Annotated in this window: 19 protein-coding genes; 2 read left to right on the top strand and 17 right to left on the bottom strand. The window is 60.9% G+C overall.

The window, feature by feature from the left end:
• Positions 1-10: 10 nt before the first annotated feature.
• The 17 genes from EDF75_RS21150 to EDF75_RS21070 form a co-directional block, all read right to left on the bottom strand.
• A complete protein-coding gene (locus EDF75_RS21150) occupies positions 11-1,165 on the bottom strand; it encodes a 1-propanol dehydrogenase PduQ (RefSeq protein WP_133600790.1) in 1,155 nt (384 codons plus the stop codon).
• A 15-nt stretch (positions 1,166-1,180) separates the two neighbouring features.
• Entirely contained in the window at positions 1,181-1,438 is a 258-nt protein-coding gene (locus tag EDF75_RS21145) for a EutN/CcmL family microcompartment protein (RefSeq protein ID WP_045860276.1), read from the bottom strand.
• Between the two features lie 26 nt (positions 1,439-1,464).
• A complete protein-coding gene (locus EDF75_RS21140) occupies positions 1,465-3,066 on the bottom strand; it encodes an acetaldehyde dehydrogenase (acetylating) (protein WP_133600789.1) in 1,602 nt (533 codons plus the stop codon).
• Between the two features lie 53 nt (positions 3,067-3,119).
• On the bottom strand, positions 3,120-3,398 hold the full coding sequence (locus EDF75_RS21135; RefSeq protein ID WP_015585230.1) for a BMC domain-containing protein: 279 nt from the start codon (positions 3,396-3,398) through the stop codon (positions 3,120-3,122).
• 14 nt (positions 3,399-3,412) lie between these two features.
• A complete protein-coding gene (locus tag EDF75_RS21130; protein WP_041143877.1) occupies positions 3,413-3,697 on the bottom strand; it encodes a BMC domain-containing protein in 285 nt (94 codons plus the stop codon).
• A 16-nt stretch (positions 3,698-3,713) separates the two neighbouring features.
• A complete protein-coding gene (locus EDF75_RS21125; protein WP_010634659.1) occupies positions 3,714-3,992 on the bottom strand; it encodes a BMC domain-containing protein in 279 nt (92 codons plus the stop codon).
• 425 nt (positions 3,993-4,417) lie between these two features.
• Positions 4,418-4,936 (bottom strand): FidL-like protein, encoded by a 519-nt coding sequence (locus EDF75_RS21120; protein WP_076946504.1) that lies wholly within the window; start codon positions 4,934-4,936, stop codon positions 4,418-4,420.
• On the bottom strand, positions 4,933-5,745 hold the full coding sequence (locus EDF75_RS21115; RefSeq protein WP_133600788.1) for a winged helix-turn-helix domain-containing protein: 813 nt from the start codon (positions 5,743-5,745) through the stop codon (positions 4,933-4,935). Before EDF75_RS21115 ends, EDF75_RS21120 begins: the two co-directional genes overlap by 4 nt.
• Positions 5,746-5,789: 44 nt before the next feature.
• Entirely contained in the window at positions 5,790-6,374 is a 585-nt protein-coding gene (locus EDF75_RS21110; RefSeq protein ID WP_133600787.1) for a TetR/AcrR family transcriptional regulator, read from the bottom strand.
• 149 nt (positions 6,375-6,523) lie between these two features.
• On the bottom strand, positions 6,524-7,270 hold the full coding sequence (gene dagF / locus EDF75_RS21105; RefSeq protein ID WP_133600786.1) for a 2-dehydro-3-deoxy-phosphogluconate aldolase: 747 nt from the start codon (positions 7,268-7,270) through the stop codon (positions 6,524-6,526).
• The gene (gene dgaE / locus EDF75_RS21100; RefSeq protein WP_133600785.1) at positions 7,257-8,366 is read right to left on the bottom strand and encodes a D-glucosaminate-6-phosphate ammonia lyase; all 1,110 of its coding nucleotides are present in this window, start codon (positions 8,364-8,366) and stop codon (positions 7,257-7,259) included. Before dgaE ends, dagF begins: the two co-directional genes overlap by 14 nt.
• A 3-nt stretch (positions 8,367-8,369) precedes the next feature.
• A complete protein-coding gene (locus tag EDF75_RS21095) occupies positions 8,370-9,230 on the bottom strand; it encodes a PTS system mannose/fructose/sorbose family transporter subunit IID (protein WP_161795728.1) in 861 nt (286 codons plus the stop codon).
• Complete coding sequence (locus EDF75_RS21090; RefSeq protein WP_133600784.1) at positions 9,227-9,976, bottom strand: PTS mannose/fructose/sorbose/N-acetylgalactosamine transporter subunit IIC; 750 nt, start codon at positions 9,974-9,976, stop codon at positions 9,227-9,229. The genes EDF75_RS21095 and EDF75_RS21090 overlap by 4 nt, the downstream gene beginning before the upstream one ends.
• Before the next feature lie 24 nt (positions 9,977-10,000).
• Positions 10,001-10,486 carry a PTS sugar transporter subunit IIB gene (locus EDF75_RS21085; RefSeq protein WP_099842683.1) on the bottom strand — a complete coding sequence of 162 codons (486 nt, stop codon included), beginning with the start codon at positions 10,484-10,486 and terminating at the stop codon, positions 10,001-10,003.
• Between the two features lie 10 nt (positions 10,487-10,496).
• On the bottom strand, positions 10,497-10,925 hold the full coding sequence (locus EDF75_RS21080) for a PTS sugar transporter subunit IIA (RefSeq protein ID WP_133600783.1): 429 nt from the start codon (positions 10,923-10,925) through the stop codon (positions 10,497-10,499).
• Between the two features lie 120 nt (positions 10,926-11,045).
• Positions 11,046-13,847 carry a transcriptional regulator DagR gene (gene dagR / locus EDF75_RS21075; RefSeq protein WP_166646224.1) on the bottom strand — a complete coding sequence of 934 codons (2,802 nt, stop codon included), beginning with the start codon at positions 13,845-13,847 and terminating at the stop codon, positions 11,046-11,048.
• A gap of 191 nt (positions 13,848-14,038) precedes the next feature.
• Positions 14,039-14,821 carry an NAD(P)H-dependent oxidoreductase gene (locus EDF75_RS21070; RefSeq protein WP_133600781.1) on the bottom strand — a complete coding sequence of 261 codons (783 nt, stop codon included), beginning with the start codon at positions 14,819-14,821 and terminating at the stop codon, positions 14,039-14,041.
• A gap of 87 nt (positions 14,822-14,908) precedes the next feature.
• On the opposite strand from EDF75_RS21070, the gene EDF75_RS21065 reads away from it, so the two are divergent.
• Together EDF75_RS21065 and EDF75_RS21060 are read left to right on the top strand one after the other, a co-directional pair.
• Positions 14,909-15,808: a LysR family transcriptional regulator gene (locus EDF75_RS21065; RefSeq protein ID WP_133600780.1), complete on the top strand. Its 900-nt coding sequence runs from the start codon at positions 14,909-14,911 to the stop codon at positions 15,806-15,808.
• 3 nt (positions 15,809-15,811) lie between these two features.
• Positions 15,812-16,231 carry a FosA family fosfomycin resistance glutathione transferase gene (locus EDF75_RS21060; protein ID WP_133600779.1) on the top strand — a complete coding sequence of 140 codons (420 nt, stop codon included), beginning with the start codon at positions 15,812-15,814 and terminating at the stop codon, positions 16,229-16,231.
• Positions 16,232-16,319: the final 88 nt, after the last annotated feature.

The following is a 16,319-nucleotide window of genomic DNA, read 5'->3' as shown; positions in this document are numbered from 1 at the left end:
GTTCTTGTTATCAGTGGCCCTGAACGGCGCCGCCGGTCCACGCCCGGCGATAGAGTTCGGTTAAAGCGTGAGCGTCCGGCGTGCGCGGGTTGGTTGGGGTACAGCCATCGCGCAGCGCCTGACCGACCATTTCCGCCAGCCGGCGGTCAAAATCAGCGGCATCGACGCCGGTATCGCGGATGCCGGCCGGCATGGTCATTTCGTCTTTTAATGCCTGAATGGCGATCAGCAGGCTGGCGACGCCCTCGCGGGGGCTGGCGGCCGGCAGATCCAGCAGATGAGCCAGGCGAGCGTATTTGCGCGCGGCGTCGGTATCGCACCGTCCCTGATAATCGGCGTTCCACGCCACGACTTCCGCCATCAGCAGCGCGTTGGCGCGGCCGTGCGGGACGCGGAAGACGCCGCCGAGCGCGTGGGCGAGGCTGTGGGTGATGCCGAGCGAGGCGTTGGTAAAGGCCATTCCTGCCATGCAGGAGGCGTTGTGCATCTTTTCCCGCGCCAGCAGGTTATCGCCGCTGCGCCAGCAGGTCGGCAGGTAGCGAAACACCTGCTGCACCACTTTTTCCGCCAGCGCGTCGGAAAAGTCGCTGGCATTGAGAGAGACGTAGGCTTCCAGCGCGTGACACAGCACGTCCATCCCGGTATCGGCGGTGATCGCCGGCGGCACCGAAGTCACCAGCGCCGGGTCGAGAATGGCGATATCCGGCAGCAGGGACGGGTCCACCAGCACCAGCTTTTCGGCGCCGGCTTTCACCACCGAAAAGGCGGTCACTTCAGAGCCGGTGCCGCTGGTGGTGGGGATCGCCACGAAGCAGGGGCGCTCGCGGCGGGCGTCCGGACGGGTTTGCGCCAGGGCGAAAATAACCGCTTTGGCGGCATCAATCACCGAACCGCCGCCGAGGGCGATAACCAGATCCGGGTAGTTGTCGTCCATCAGCTTCATACCGCGCACGATAGTGGCGATATCCGGGTCGGCCACCACGTCGTCCCAGACCTGGAAGGTGATGCCGCGCTGCTGCAGGATCCGGGTCACGCGTTCGGCGAGACCAAATTTCACCATCGCCTTATCGGTGACCAGCAGGACGCTGCGGGCGGGAAGCTCGCTCAGGACCGCAAGCGCGTCCTGACCAAAGCGGATCCGAGGTTTCAGTAAAAATTCACTCATTGGACTATTCACTCCTTAAGCGTCCCGAAACACGTTCTCGACAATGGCAACCACCGACATGGCCTTGTAGCGGTCCCGGTTGAGCGCTAAATACTCTTCAGCCAGCACGATGTCGTGCATGCCTGCGCCGACGCTATCGATGGCGACCCAGGTCTGGTCCTTCATTGGCCGCTGTTCATCGTCTAACCTGGCGATTAACAGCAGGTTGCTGCCGCGTAGCTCAGCGCATTTCTGCGTGGCGACGACATGTCCGACTACCTTTGCGAGAATCATTGTTTTTATCGCCTTATCTCAATGCATTACTTACCGAGGCGCTCCAGCACCTGGCGGATAACGCGCTCCACGTTTTGCTCGCTGATGTCGCCTTCCGCCTCGACGGCGGCGCGGACCGCAAAGCGATCGTCCGCCGTTGCGCTAAGGGTCGCCGCGGCGGCGGCAGGGGCGGTGAAGCGCTGGTCGTCAACAATGCTGCGGTGCGGGTTATCGACCGGGGCGACGGTGGTGGGCTGCGGTTCAGGGCGGCTGCCCGGAGCGCGCAGTTCATCAATGGAGCGCACGCCGTAGCCGACCCGGCGGATGTTGAGCAGGTTCATTGGCCCGACGTTATCGGAGCTGGAACCGCCGCCGACGGCGCCGCAGCCAAGGGTCAATGCCGGGGTGATATTGGTGGTCGCCCCGATGCCGCCCAGCGCCGCCGGGGTGTTGATCAGAATGCGGTTAACCGGTTTTTCGAGGCAGAACTGGCGAATGACGTCCTGGTTACGGGTGTGGATCACCAGGGTGTGGCCGAGGCCTTCGTTGGTCAGCAGCTCCATCACCCGGTTGCAGGCCGCCTTCCAGTCCTCTTCTACGTACAGGCCGAGTACCGGACACAGCTTTTCGCGAGAGTAGGGGTTTTTGTGCGAGACGGTGGTCTGCTCGGCGATCAGCACCCGGGTGCTGGCCGGGACGCTGAAGCCGGCCATCTGGCTCAGATACAGCGCGGTTTTGCCAACCACTTTCGGGTTGATGGTGCCGTTGGCGCGCAGCAGCAGGGCCGCCATTTTCGCCGCTTCGCCCTCGTTCATAAAGTACGCGCCCTGGGCTTCCAGCTCGCGATGGACTTCGTCGTAAATGCAGCGTTCGACGATGATCGACTGCTCGGAGGCGCAGATCACCCCGTTATCGAAGGTTTTGCTGGTGATGATATCTTTCACCGCGTGGTGGATATCGGCGCTGCGTTCGATAAACGCCGGGCCGTTGCCCGGGCCGCCGCTGATGGTCGGGGTGCCGGAAGCATAGGCCGCGCGCACCATGCCTTCGCCGCCGGTGGCGAGGATCAATGAGACCTCTTTGCTGTGCATCAGTTCGGAGGTGGCTTCGAGGGTCAGCTGGGTGATCGCGCCGACGCTGCCCGCCGGGGCGCCTGCGGCTTCGGCGGCGCGCTTAACGATCTCTATCGCTTTCCAGCTGCACTCGCGCGCGCCGGGATGCGGCGAAAAGATAATCGCGTTGCCGGCCTTGAGGGCAATCAGCGTTTTATAGATAACGGTTGAGGTCGGGTTGGTTGACGGCACCAGCGCACAAATCACCCCCAGCGGCACGCCCACGTCCATCACTTTTTTTAGCGGATCGTCATGAATGATGCCGACGGTCTTCATATCTTTGATGGCGTCGTAGACGCGCAGCGAGGCAAAACGGTTCTTCAGCACCTTGTCCTGCCAGTTGCCAAATCCGGTCTCTTCCGAGGCCATTTTCGCCAGCGCTTCGGCGTGGTGCGCCGCTTCCTGGGCCACGTTTTTCACGATGGCGTCGATTTGCTGCTGCGAAAAGGTGGCCAGAATCGCCTGGGCCTTTTTGGCGCTGCGCACCAGTTCCCGCGCGTTCTGGCGGGACTGCAAATCGTTATCCAGTTCAATCATGAGTCTATCCTTCATCAGACGAAAAGAGTGGAGACGGGGCGCGCCCTGTCAGGTCATGCTTTGTGCTGCGACGCGATTTTCTCGATATCGTTATGCGGTCGCGCAATGACGCGAGAGGTGACGACTTCGCCGATGCGTTTCGCCGCTTCAACGCCGGAGTCCACCGCCGCGTTCACCGCGCCGACGTCGCCTTTCACCATCGCGGTGACCAGCCCGGAGCCGACGTTTTCATAGCCAATCAGCTCGACGTTGGCGGCTTTACACATCGCATCGGCGGCTTCAATACAGGCCACCAGACCTTTGGTTTCGATCAGACCAAGCGCTTCTTTCATCATGTTGTCTCCCGTTATTCCGCGACTTTGTAATGCGCGACGATTTTGTTGATGTCGTTATGCGGACGCGCGATAACCAGCGAGGTCACCACTTCTCCGATGCGCTGCGCCGATTCCACGCCGGAATCCACCGCCGCTTTCACCGCGCCGACGTCGCCTTTCACCATCGCGGTGACCAGCCCGGAGCCGACGTTTTCATAGCCAATCAGCTCGACGTTGGCGGCTTTACACATCGCATCCGCCGCTTCAATGCAGGCCACCAGACCTTTGGTTTCGATCAGACCTAATGCATCACCCATTTGCGTTCTCCTGGCCTTAAGCCTTGTGTTTAATAACAATTTTGTTGATGTCGTTATGCGGACGCGCGATAACCAGCGAGGTCACCACCTCGCCGATGCGCTGCGCCGATTCCACGCCGGAATCCACCGCCGCTTTTACCGCCCCGACGTCGCCTTTCACCATCACGGTGACCAGCCCGGAGCCGATGTTTTCATAGCTAATCAGCTCGACGTTGGCGGATTTGCACATCGCATCCGCTGCTTCAATGCAGGCCACCAGGCCTTTGGTTTCAATAAGCCCCAATGCATCACCCATGGTTGTTCCTCCAGACAGGTTTGTGATTCGGGAAAACCGTCCGCGTAACGGCGTCAACACGCGGTAGCGGCGTTCGGGGTTCACTATAGGGAATGGCGGGAGAAGTGAAATTTAAATCCGTGAGAGCTATGTTTTTAGTTTTTTACTCTGTGATTTAGCGTTCGAAGGGCCTGTATTTATCTCTTTGTGCTGAGATGGGGCGATGGAATTGGCTGCGGATGCGGCGCGTTTTTCGCCGTCCTGACGGGCGGCGGTAAATGTTAATGGGTTGCTAATTTAATGCTGGGGTCGGGTAATATACCCATCGTTTAAGTGTGGTTATGGTCATGTTTTCCGCCGGGAGCTAAACGCAAAAAGTGCGGTTTTACAGCATGAGGCGGCGCGGGGAAAAAATGGGATGGGGCCGGCGCGGGCGGGGCAGGCCGTCAGTCAAGCTTGCTGCCGGACTTGAGGGTACAAACGTAGAGCGGCGAATTGATCGAGCTGAGCAGAATCGCCTTCTCGTTGAGCTTCTGGGCGTTGAGAAATAGCCCGTCGTGGCTGTCGGACATCTCGCGCATAAAGTAGGCGAAGATCACGTCAGGAGATTCGTCGATCGATGAGGCGCTGGATTCCCACCGGCTGATGCGGTAGTGGCGCTCGGTTGAGGAGATGCGTTTACTGGTATAGCTGAATTTAACGTAGCGCTGCAGGTAGAGCCAGCCGGCGGCGGAGTCGGTATAGCCTTCAACGACCATCGAGCCTTTGCCGTGGGCGGCAAAATTGAAGTGAATGTTGCCGTTAACGTTCTCTTTATCCATGTTTTCAAAGCGCATGATGGCTTTGGTCGAGCAGCTCATCGCCCCGTCGTTTTCCGCCGGCAGCAGCTTCCAGGCGCTGAGCCCGGCGGCGGTGATAAACGCCAGGGCTGAGAGGGCGAAAAAAGGCCGGGGTGCGAGTCTCATTGCGGTTTCCAGGAGTAGTAGAAATAGTTGTCGCAGTAGCTGAAGGGGTTGTCTTCATGCATCGCGCAGTGGGCGAGGAAGACACGACCCAGGCCGTTGGTCTCCAGCCGATCGCCGTAGAAGAAGACAAAACGTTCGCCGGGTTTGCACTCCAGCTTCAGCCGCTGGCGCACGGCGTCAAAGTTTTTGCCGTAGGCGGTGCCGGCCACCGAGCGCAGCATCTCATCGCTGGCCAGCAGTTCGCACTGGCTGTGGGTCATCTGCGTCAGGGTAATGGGGCGCGATTCGCTGCTGCCGAAAAAGCTGAAAAGCACCAGCAGCAGGGCGATGGTCAGCAGGCAGACGCCGGCGATATACCAGCAGGTGCCGCGCGCGTGTCGGGTTGGCTTCGGACTCTGCGCCGCGGCCGGCGGCACGGCGTCCGGCTCCTCAGGCGGCAGCGACGGCGGTTCCGCCTGCGGCTCCGACGGCACGGGAGCGTCCAGCTGATGAACGGTGATTTCCGGGTTCAGCTGCAGCAGTCCGCGCGAGACGGTGACGATAATATTGTCTATCTCATAGTGGCGGAAGGTTTTGCGCAGCATGCTCAGATACTGATTCAGGTTGCTGTTCGAAGAGGTTAAGCCGTTGTCGTCCCAGACCTTTTTGAGCACCTCATCGCGGCTGACAATCTCCGGGTTACGCAGAAAAAACCACAGCAGCGCGCTGGCGGTGATCGACAGCTGGCTGTCCGCCTCATCGCTTCCCGGTAGGATTAGTGTGCCGTCCGTTGCATCATAAATGAGACGGCCATTGATGTTGTAGCGCATCGCGGCCTCAATCTAATCGCCTGACCTGTCAGGCTCAACGTGCTTCACGCGGGAAGCGTCATCCTCGTCAGATCGCTGACCAGCGATCGCCGGTGTTCGGCGCTCATGGTGCGCCCCTCGGTTAGCTCCGATAGCCAGATGCCGTCCGCCGCGTAGCGTACCAGGGTGCCGGTGTGGCCGTTATCCAGCGCGTCGCCCTGCGCGAGGTGATCCAGCATCCAGTCGCGCCAGCATTTTCGCAGCACCGGCTCATCCGGCATCGCCAGCGACAGCACCATCAGCTGGCGGCTCTCCTGGGTGTCCGTCAGCTCAGGGGCCGACAAATAGTGCAAATAGGCGCGGGTAAAGCGGCCGTAAGAGACGTTATCCGCGGCCATCAGCTCGGCGATCGCCTCTTCCATAATCGCCAGCAGGCGGGCGAAGAGGGCAAAAATCAGCGCCTGCTTGTTGGGGAAGTGGTGCAAAAGACCGCCTTTGCTCACCCCGGCTTCGCGCGCCACGGCGTTCAGCGACAGCGAGGCGATGCCGTCTCTGCCGGCAATCATCGCCGCGGATTCCAGCAGCTGCTGATATAAACGGACGGGGTCTTTTTTTCGGTGTTGGGCTTCCATGTTCATGGCCTGAATCATACCGACCAGACGGTATGATTATTCTTGATCGCTATCAATGTGAGGGGGAGTGGGCGGCTATGGAATGCCGTTATTGCGCGGAGGCTCACAATTCGTCATATAAATCAGCGCATGGCGTGCGGCAGTCGCTGCCGCACGCGGCCGGGTCTTTAATCGACAAGATCCTTCACGATACTCATCAGCTGGCGAATATCTTCCGGGCGGGTATTCCCGCTCTGCGGGTCGATGATTGAGCTGTAGATATGCGGCATCACCTGCGCAACGCCGGCCTGCAGGCAGGCCTGCAGAATGGCGGCGAAGTTATTCAGGTCGATACCGCCGGTGGGTTCAATCAGCGTCATGCCGTTTTGCGCGGCGCTTTGGGCGAGGAGCTTTAGCTCGTCCAGGGAGCGTTCGCCGTCCATGGGAAAGAACTTAGCGGCGTGCGCGCCCATATCCTGAATCATCCTCACCGCCGCATCGGCGGAGACCCTGGCCGGCGTTCCCTGCGCGCTGCTGACTCCGGTCGAGATAAGCACCTCTCCGGGCCTGCCGGTGGGGCTTATCAGCGCGTTAATCCGCGTGTTCTGTCCGCCGGTGGCGGCCAGCGCGCCTGCCGCAAAGCCGCAGCCGGTAAAGGTCTGATTGACGTGGGCGGGATGAAGCCGCGCCGCAATCATCGCCGCTTTATAGAACTGGGCCGGATCGCCCGCCCCCAGGCCGACGGAAATCGACGGAACTTCCTCCATCCAGCGACGCACCTCCGTCACGCCCTCATCCGCGGTCGCAAACTGCGCCGATAGCACGCCAATCACCGCATGGCCTTCGGCGGCGTCGTGAATCTCCCGGGCGTTGGCGATATCCTTTGCCAGAACGTTAATCGCGACCCGCCGGCGGTAAAAGTTAATCTGCTGCATGTTCGGTAATCTCCTTGAGTCGCGCGATAATAAGCGCCATCTCACCTTCGGCAATGGTCCGCGGGTCGAGGCTAAACGCGCCCTGGTGCAGGGCGTAGCGGCGGGCATAGATGGCGATTTCGCCGCCGCGCAGCCGGGCTTCGACTTCGCCGGCGTCGAGGCCGAGGGCCGCTTTATCGACCCTGACCCGAATGCGCCAGATCGCCCGCCCGGCCTCGTCCTGTTCGATATCCGCCTTCAGCCCGCGTAAGGCGGATATCGCCTCGGCGAAGGGGCGCAGGGCGGCCGCATCGGGCGCCGGCGCGGCCGCCTGATAGCGGTTGAGGGCGTACACCAGACCGACCATATTTTCTTTGCCTACCTTCATCGCCCTGGCGATGCCGTTATGCTGCGCCCTGCAGGCCGCGATCCAGGTGCGTTTTCCGCTAATAAAGCCGGAGGTGGGGGCGTTGAAGGCCTTGGCGCCGCTGTAAATCACCATCTCTGCGCCGGTGGCGACCCAGCGGCGAAGATCCTCTTCGGCGGCGGCATCGACAATCAGCGGCAGGTTGTACCGCCGGGCGACCTGCACAAAGTCGTCGATGGCGAGCATCCCTTTTTGCACGCAGTGGTGCGATTTCACAAACAGCAGCGCCGCTGTACGGTCGCTGACGGCGCTCTCCAGCTGCCAGCGCGCGGCGAGATTGCTGGAGCCGACCTCGATAACCCGTCCGCCGCCGAGGCGGATCGCGCTGGTTATCGGCGCGCCGTAATCGACGTTGTGGCCGCGCAGGATGATGATTTCGTTGGCCATGCCGCTGCTGTCCGGCATCAGCGCCACCTTATCCGGCTCGCCGCGGGTGATCGCCGCGGCCACCGCGATGGCAATCCCCGCCGAGGCGCAGGACGTCAGGTAGCTATCCTCGGCGCCGGTGTGGGTGGAGATAAGCTCCCCGGCGCGCTCGGTGAGCCTGTCGATTTCAACGAACGCTGCGGCGGCTTCGGCGGCGGCGTGCATCACCTCCGGGTCAACGGACGAGACGCCGAGGATCGTCATTTTGCCGCAGGCGTTAATCACCCGCTTCAGCCCGAGCTGCTGATAAATATTACCGTTCATGGCCTACAGCACTCCCGTCAGCGAACAAACGATGCTGATCGCGACAATCGACAGTAAAATCGTGGTGTAGCGCGGACCCTTTTTCAGCAGATAGAAGTAGACGGCAAAGACCGCCGCCAGCGGCAGCAGGCCCGGGGCAATAGAGTCGAGGATCTGCTGCACCACCACCTCGGAGCCTTTCAGCGCGCTGATTTTCAGCGGGGTGGTGATTTTGACGTAGCTTGCCGACAGCGCGCCCATCATGATCAGCCCCAGCACGTTGGCGCCGTAGATCAGCTCCTTGATGCGCCCTCCCTGCAGCAGGCCGATTATCGAATCTCGTCCGAGGGTGTAGCCTTTATGCACCAGCCCGTAGCTTATCGCCATGGTGATCGCCGGGTAGAGGATCAGCGGCGCGATACCGCCAAAGGCGCTGCCGCTGGCGGCAAAGGGGATAAAGATCGCGATCAGCAGCGGCATGACCGCGGCCCAGATGATGGAGTCGCCCATCCCGGCCAGCGGCCCCATCAGGCCGGTTTTGATACCGGTAATGGAGGCGTCGCTAATCGGTTCGCCGCGGGTTTTCTGCTCCTCCATGGCGATAGCGATCCCCTGGATAACCGCGCCGAAGGTTTGCTCGGAGTTAAAGAAGTTGAGGTGGCGCTTCAGGGCCTCGGCCTGCTCCTCTTTCTCCGGATAGAGCTTTTTGATAATCGGCGTCATCGAGGCGCAGAACACCAGGCTTTGCAGACGCTCGTAGGAGCTGGAGACTTCCGCCCCCAGCCAGTAAATCAGCCAGGCCTTGGTGATATCGGCCTTGCTCAGCGCCCGGCTTTCGCGGGCCCGTTCAACCAGCTCATGTTGCATGACATCGCTACTCATTATGCCGCCCCTTCATTTTTGGCGAGGCCTTTAATCAGGAAGGCCACGCAGGTACCGAAAATCGCCATCGCCATGATGTCCACCTTCAGGTAGAGCACCGCAAAGAATCCGCCGATAAACCACGGCAGCAGGCTCTTCTTGCCAATCACCATGATGGTGATGGCGAAGCCCAGCGCGGGCAGGATGCCGCCCATAATTTCAAACGAGTGGGTCAGCCAGTGCGGCATCAGCTTGAGGAACTTCTCGACCACGCTCTGCCCGAAGTAGTTGGCGGCAAAGACCACCGGGAAGCGCAGCAGCAGCCCAAGCAGGGCCGGGTAGATGAAGGCGCAGCGCATGATCCCCGTCATGTTGGCGCTGTCGGCGTGCTTATCGGCCATGTGCACCCACGCCGCGTTCAGCGTCCGGCGCAGCTGATCGAGGAATACCCCGATCACGCCGAATGGAATCGCCAGGGCGATCGCCAGGTTCGGCTCCATCCCCGCCTTCACGGCAATCGGGATGGCGATACAGGCGGCCAACGCCGGATCCGACGGGACGTTACCGCCCGGGGTGGAGGTAACGCCCAGATAGACCAGCTGCATACCTGCGCCGATGATCATCGCGGTTTTCATATCGCCCAGCAGCAGGCCGACGAAAACGGCAATCACCACGGGCTGCAGCAGCATGGCGGAGAAGGTATAGCCTAAACGTAATCGAGCGAACCAGTAATAGAGTCCCATCAGGCTCGCAAAAAGTAATGTGTCCATAGTTTTTACCTGCTTATCAACTGGTTAGAATTTTTTCAGGATGTCGTCCAGTGACTGGGGCTTATCTTCCGGGATCGTCTGGAAGAACACCTGAATTCCGCTATTTTTCAGCTCACCCAGGATGCCGACGTCTTTTTCATCGAGGGTGATGTTCTGAAATACCGCTTTCCGGTTTGGCCCGCCGCCAAGTCCGCCGACCTGAATCGAGGCGACGTCGAAACCCTGCAGCACGGCCTGCTGGATGGCGCTGAGGGAAGGAAACAGCACCAGCACGTTCCCCTCGCCGAGCTGGTTCTCCCGCCAGGCCGCGGTAAAGCTGGCGTTGCTGAAACAGTCGACTTTGATATTCGGCGGCGCCGCCATCAGGTAGATATTTTTCATAAACGGATCGGCGTCGAGCTCGTCGCTGACCACGGCGATACGGTTAGCCTGCGACTGGCCGACCCACTTGGTGACGACCTGGCCGTGAATCAGACGGCTATCGATACGACATAAAACGATTTTTGCCATGATGGGCTCCTTAATGGTTTAACTGGTTCACGTGGGCGACGACGTCGCGACAGCTGCTGCGTCCGGCTTCCACCAGCTCGTTAACGCAGCGGGTCAGCGGCCCCTGTTCGCGTTTATCCAGCGCTTCCAGCAGCAGCGAAGCGTTGAGGCCGCAAATCACGGCGATCGGATAATCGGCGCTCAGGCGGGCGGCGACGTTAGAGGTGGTGCCGCCGATAAAGTCGGTGAGGATCAGCGAGCCTTCCGGCATCGACTTCACCGTCGCCTCAACGCGCTGGTAATACTCGCCGAGGGTATCGACGGGCATCAGGGCGATTTCCGTCACGCCTTCAATTTCGCCCGTGACCATGCGCAGGCTGTTGCAAAGCGGCGTACCCCAGCCGCCGTGCGTCAGCAGCAGAATTTGCGGTAATGGGTGTGCAGGTACAGTAGATGACAAGGTGGCCTCCTGGCGCCGTTTTATAGACGCTATGGATAGAGCAAAGGCCGTGCCAGCATTAGTGTCATCTGCGGGAGATGAGGAGGGCTGGCGGGCCGATGGGCCGCGCCAGCAAAGGGATTAGCTATACAATAATTCGTAGATATAAATATATTCCGCATCCGATAAGCGGATGGCGTAGGCCTCCTCCACCGGGTGGAAGGCGGATTTAATGACACTAAAGGCGTGAGTATCCATATCGGGCTTCATTTCCAGCGCCATCTGTAACGGTTTGCGGTTAATCACGATACGCTCGACCATACAGCAGCAGTGGATCAGGAAGCGTAGTGTCACCTGGCGGCTGGGGGCGATCGCCAGGGTCGCGCGCAGCTGGCTGAGGACGCCCTCCATCTCTTTGAGGATGCGCTGCGGGTTGAGCACCGAAATATGGTTGATGATGCTCTCCATGGTCAGGGCGCTGATAAATCGGGACGCGCTGCGCTCCATCTCCAGCCGCCGCTCGGCGCTGGAGAGATCGGGGGTCAGCAGGCTTAACACCAGCTCCGGGCCCTGCTCGGAAAACAGCTCCTCCAGCGAGATAAACGGAATATCCGGCAGCCCGGGCTGGAAGGTCCCGACAATCCCCGCCAGCCGCTCGTGGGCGCTAATGGCCTGCTGCACGCGCTCCGGGCTGCGCACTTCGTTATAGTCGAGGATCACCATGCGGGTATCCTGCGACATCAGCTCGCCGAAGCTCTCCTCCAGCACCGTTTTGATTTTCTCCGCCGTGCCCATGCCGGTAATGCAGGAGATGACCAGCACCTTGCCGACGTTTTCCTGCTGCGGGGTGCACAGCTGGCTGGGGATGCCTTTTTCCTGCATAAGCGCCGCCAGCCGCGGCAGGTCGCTGGTCTCGTAGCTCAGATCGAGGCCAATCTCCAGCAGGCTGGTCAGGGTGATATCCGGCATCAGCAGGACGTCTATCTGGAATAGCTTGCTGATGGTGCTGCCGAAATGCACCAGCGAGCCGATATCGACGATCAGGATCAGCCGCTGCCAGCGCCGCGCCTGCATCAGTCGGATTAACGCATCCAGGGTGTCGTGCACCGACTGTTCGAACGGCATATCGATGGCGTTGAACAGCTCGCGTTCCAGCACCCGATTGACGTACTGCGCCATGCTGGTGGCGGTGGTGGCGCCGTGGGCGATCAGTATCACCCCGCAGTCGGGGCTGACGCCGATCCGCTGGCGGTAATGGCGGCACTCCTTGAGGAACAGGCACAGCCAGACCACCTCCGTCGCCGGGCACTGGATATTTAGCAGGTCGTTGATTTTCCTGCATAGCTGGGTGGCGTTCTCATACTCATCTTTGCAGCGATCGAGAATCAAACTTGAGGAGTAGAGCTGCGGGATCAGCCCCCGCTGGACGTAGCCGATCAGCGCCAGCAGGTGCTTGCGCAGGGGATTGACCAGATTTTCCGGCAGGGAAAAGCCCAGGATCTGCTCGACATAGCTAATCAGCAGGGCAACGCGCTCTTCAATCTGGTCGCCATAGCGCGGTGAACGCGTGCCGCTGTCGCGGCTGTAGAGACCATATTCGAAAATGGAGCTGAGCTTGTTTTTGAGAATGGCCAGCGTCTCTGCGGGCGGAACGTTACTGTTGCGCAGATTGACGTATTCCCGGGTCAGAAAGCTGTAGAACAGATCGCTCTCTTCGATGCCGCCATCGCCGCCCGCCGGGCTTTTAAGCTGCGGCAGCGTGCGGGCGTCAATACTGAGCAGGGGTTTCCCATTGAACAGCGCGTCGACCAGCATCCGCTGCTCCTGGGTGGGGTTTATGGCGCCGTCCGCCAGCTTGCCATCCAGCAGCAGGACATCGTGCTGCGCCGCCATCCCCGATGCCCAGGCCTGGGCGCATAAAAACTGGATGTCGCTTTTTAGCTGACCGATATTGCCTTCCAGCGGCTTATTCAGCAGCCACAGCAGCAGCGTTTTATCGATGCTTGCCGAGCGCTCGATCTTGCGGCTCTCCCGCTGCAGGAAGCCGATAATCAGTTCGATCTGCTCCTCCAGCGAACGCTGGCGGATGCCGGGAAGATCGATGGCGACCTGAATGCGGCGTTGAAAAGTGCGCAGCAGCGACGAGCTCACCGGTTCGGTGGTGGCGCAGATCAGGCGTACGGTGATGCTTCGCGCCGGGCCGCTGGCGCCCAGCGGGCGATACTCGCCTTTATCCAGCAGCGAGAAGAGCTTCTCCTGGCCTTCATAGGGCAGGCGATGGACTTCGTCGAGCAGCAGGTAGCCGCCGTCGGCCTGTTCAATCAGGCCCGTCTTGCTCTCCGTTGCGCCGGTAAACGCGCCCTGCCGATGGCCAAAGAGATGGGAAGAGAGCAGCTCCGGGTTGTTGGCGTACTCGGCGCAGTTAAAGTACACGAGGGGCGGAGGGCTATCGTCGGTGTGCTCGCAGGCATAGCGGTGCATCAGCTCGGCGAAAAAAGTCTTTCCGACGCCGGAGGGGCCGGTCAGCAGAACGTGCAGCCCCTGCGGATAGAGCACCGCCGCTTTGCCTTTTTCCACCGCATCCCGCAGGCTGCGATCGTGGCCGATTAACAGCGTGAACGGATCGCTGACCGACGGCAGATCTCGGTCGGGCAGCAGGTCGCTAATGGCGCCAATCTCGCGCTCCGACTCAGCCAGCGGCCGATCCAGCAGGGTTTGCGTGGCCTGCAGATGCAGAAAGAATACCGGGCGCCCGCGGGTTTTGATAACCAGCCCGTCGCTCCACAGCTGGTTTAAATCTTTACTAACGGAGTTGCGCGCCAGGCCGAGGTTAAAACCGATTTGCTCCGCGGTGAAGGCGCCGGAGCCAGCGGCCAGGTCGTCCCGGCTGATGGTCTGCGTCAGCCGCTCCAGTTCACGCAGTACTACCTCAATACGTCTCATCTCGTTACCGGATTGCTTAAAGGTGATGCTTGAGAACATACACCATCCTGCCCGATGAGAAAGAGACGGGAAACGAAGTTGCGGGCGACTGACTACAACAAATAGCCGTTTCGGGATAAATCAGCGCATCAGGGACTAAATCAGCCTATTTGAGCGGCGACGCCGGGTTGGCCATACGTCGCCCGCTGCGCTTAATCCACCCGCTGATGGATTGCCAGCCCGCTCTCACCGACCGCCAGCTCCGGGCGCAGCGTCAGGGAGGGGATCAGATAGTCGCCGTGGTTTTGCCGGCGGAAGGGGATTGGCGCGATGCTCGCCAGCGTATCCAGCCGCTGCCCGAGTTCCCGGCACTGCTGCGCAAAGCGCTGCTCGTCCGTTTTCTCGGTGCGGTAGAACACCAGCGGCGGCAGCACCTCGAAGCCGGGATAAAACAGCATCCCGTGCTGGATCGGAAACAGGATATCGTTAATCGGTCCGTTAATGCCGCGCGGGGCGTAGTGCTCCTCCCAGCCGCCGGTGGTGACAATCAGCATCGCCCGTTTGCCCGCCAGGGTGCCTTCGCCGTAGCGGTCGCCCCAGTGGTGGTCGCTGTGCTCCCCGACGCCGTAGGCAAAACCATAGGCGTAAACCCGGTCGATCCAGCCCTTCATAATGGCGGGCATCGAGAACCACCACAGCGGGAACTGGAAAATCACCGTATCCGCCCACCGCAGCTTCTCCTGCTCCGCAACGATATCCGTGCTTTGGGTTCCCTGTTCAAAGGCCTGCTTTGAATCGAGGGTCGAGCGCCAGAACTCGCCGACCGGCGGGGCGCTGCTGTCATCAGCATCAAAGCCCGCTTTCCAGCGCATGGCGTAGAGATCGGAAACCTGCACCTCGTGGCCGGCATCGTGCAGATGCTGGACGGCAAAATCTTTTAGCGTGCCGTTCAGGGAGCGGGGTTCCGGATGGGCGTAAATCAGCAGTACTTTCATGAGAATCACCTCTGAGTCATGGAGAGCTGCAGAGTAGGCGGCTGGCCGCTATAGTAGAAATTAATTACTTAAATCCCAGGTATAGCCGTGATTAATTTACATCGTCTGGATCTCAACCTGCTGCGCACCCTCGACGTGCTGCTGAGCGAGAATAACGTCACCCGAGCGGCGCAGCGGCTGAACCTGTCGCAGCCGTCGGTCAGCATCCAGCTGGCGCGCCTGCGGGAAATTTTTGCCGACCCGCTGCTGCTGCCCGGTCCGCGCGGGATGCTGCCCACCGCCCGCGCCGATGCGCTACGCGGGCCATTGCGTGATGCCCTGCAGGCGCTGGAGCTGGCGGTCGCCCCCGCCGACAGTTTCGACCCGCTGACGGCGGCGCAGACCTGGCGCATAGCGGCGACGGACTATATGGCCTCGGCGATCCTGCTGCCGGCGCTGAATATCCTGCGTCGCGCGTCCCCGTCGAGCCGGCTGGCGGTCTTCGATCTCCAGCCTTCGCGCCTGGTGCAGCAGGCGGAGAGGGACGAGGTCGATCTGTTCTTTCATACCCGCGACGGCGCTCCGCCGGAGCTGCATCAGCGGCTGCTGTTCAGCGAGCGCTACGTGCTGGCGGGCAGAGCGGGGCATCCGGCGCTGCGGGCATCGTTGAGCCTGGCGCAGTTTTGCCAGCTGGATCAGGTTATGGTCTCCCCGGACGGCGGCGGCTTCAGCGCCGCGACCGATATCGCGCTGGCCAACCTTGGGCTTTCTCGGCGGGTTGTCCTCTCGGTGCCACATTTCCTGTTTATGCTGGAAACGCTGCGCAGCAGCGATCTGGTCGCCATGCTGCCGGAGCGGCTGCTGCGCGGGATGAGCGGGCTGACGGTTATCGAGCCGCCGCTGGCGATTGCCGGGTTTGATATGCTGATGCTGTGGCACGAGCGCTGGCACCGCGACCCAGCGCACCGCTGGCTGCGCCAGCAAATTGTGAGTTCACTGGAGGATTGAGCCATGTTAAGCGGATTGAATCACCTGACCCTGGCGGTCAGCAGCCTGGCGCCGAGCGTGGCGTTTTATCAGCAGCTGCTGGGGATGAGGCTGCACGCGCGCTGGGATAGCGGCGCCTATCTCTCCTGCGGCGACCTGTGGCTGTGCCTGTCCCTCGATCCGCAGCGGCGCATTACCCCGCCGGAGGAGAGCGACTACACCCACTACGCGTTTAGCGTCGCCGAAGCCGATTTCGCCGGGTTCAGCGCGCGGCTGGAAACGGCCGGCGTGGCGGTGTGGAAGGTGAACCGCAGCGAAGGGGCGTCATATTATTTCCTCGACCCGGACGGCCACAAGCTGGAGCTGCACGTCGGCAGCCTCGCCCGGCGGCTGGCGGCATGTCGCGAGCAGCCGTATAAGGGGATGGTGTTTTTCGACGAGTGAACAGGGCATAACCTTTACAAATCAGCCCCTGAAAATGTGAGGTTTTTTCCAACATTGATCGTATACTTGCCTGATAATTGTATATACG

This window comes from Klebsiella sp. BIGb0149 (assembly GCF_004362605.1).
In the GTDB taxonomy this organism is placed as follows: domain Bacteria; phylum Pseudomonadota; class Gammaproteobacteria; order Enterobacterales; family Enterobacteriaceae; genus Klebsiella; species Klebsiella terrigena.
This window is presented reverse-complemented; position numbering and strand designations above follow the sequence as displayed.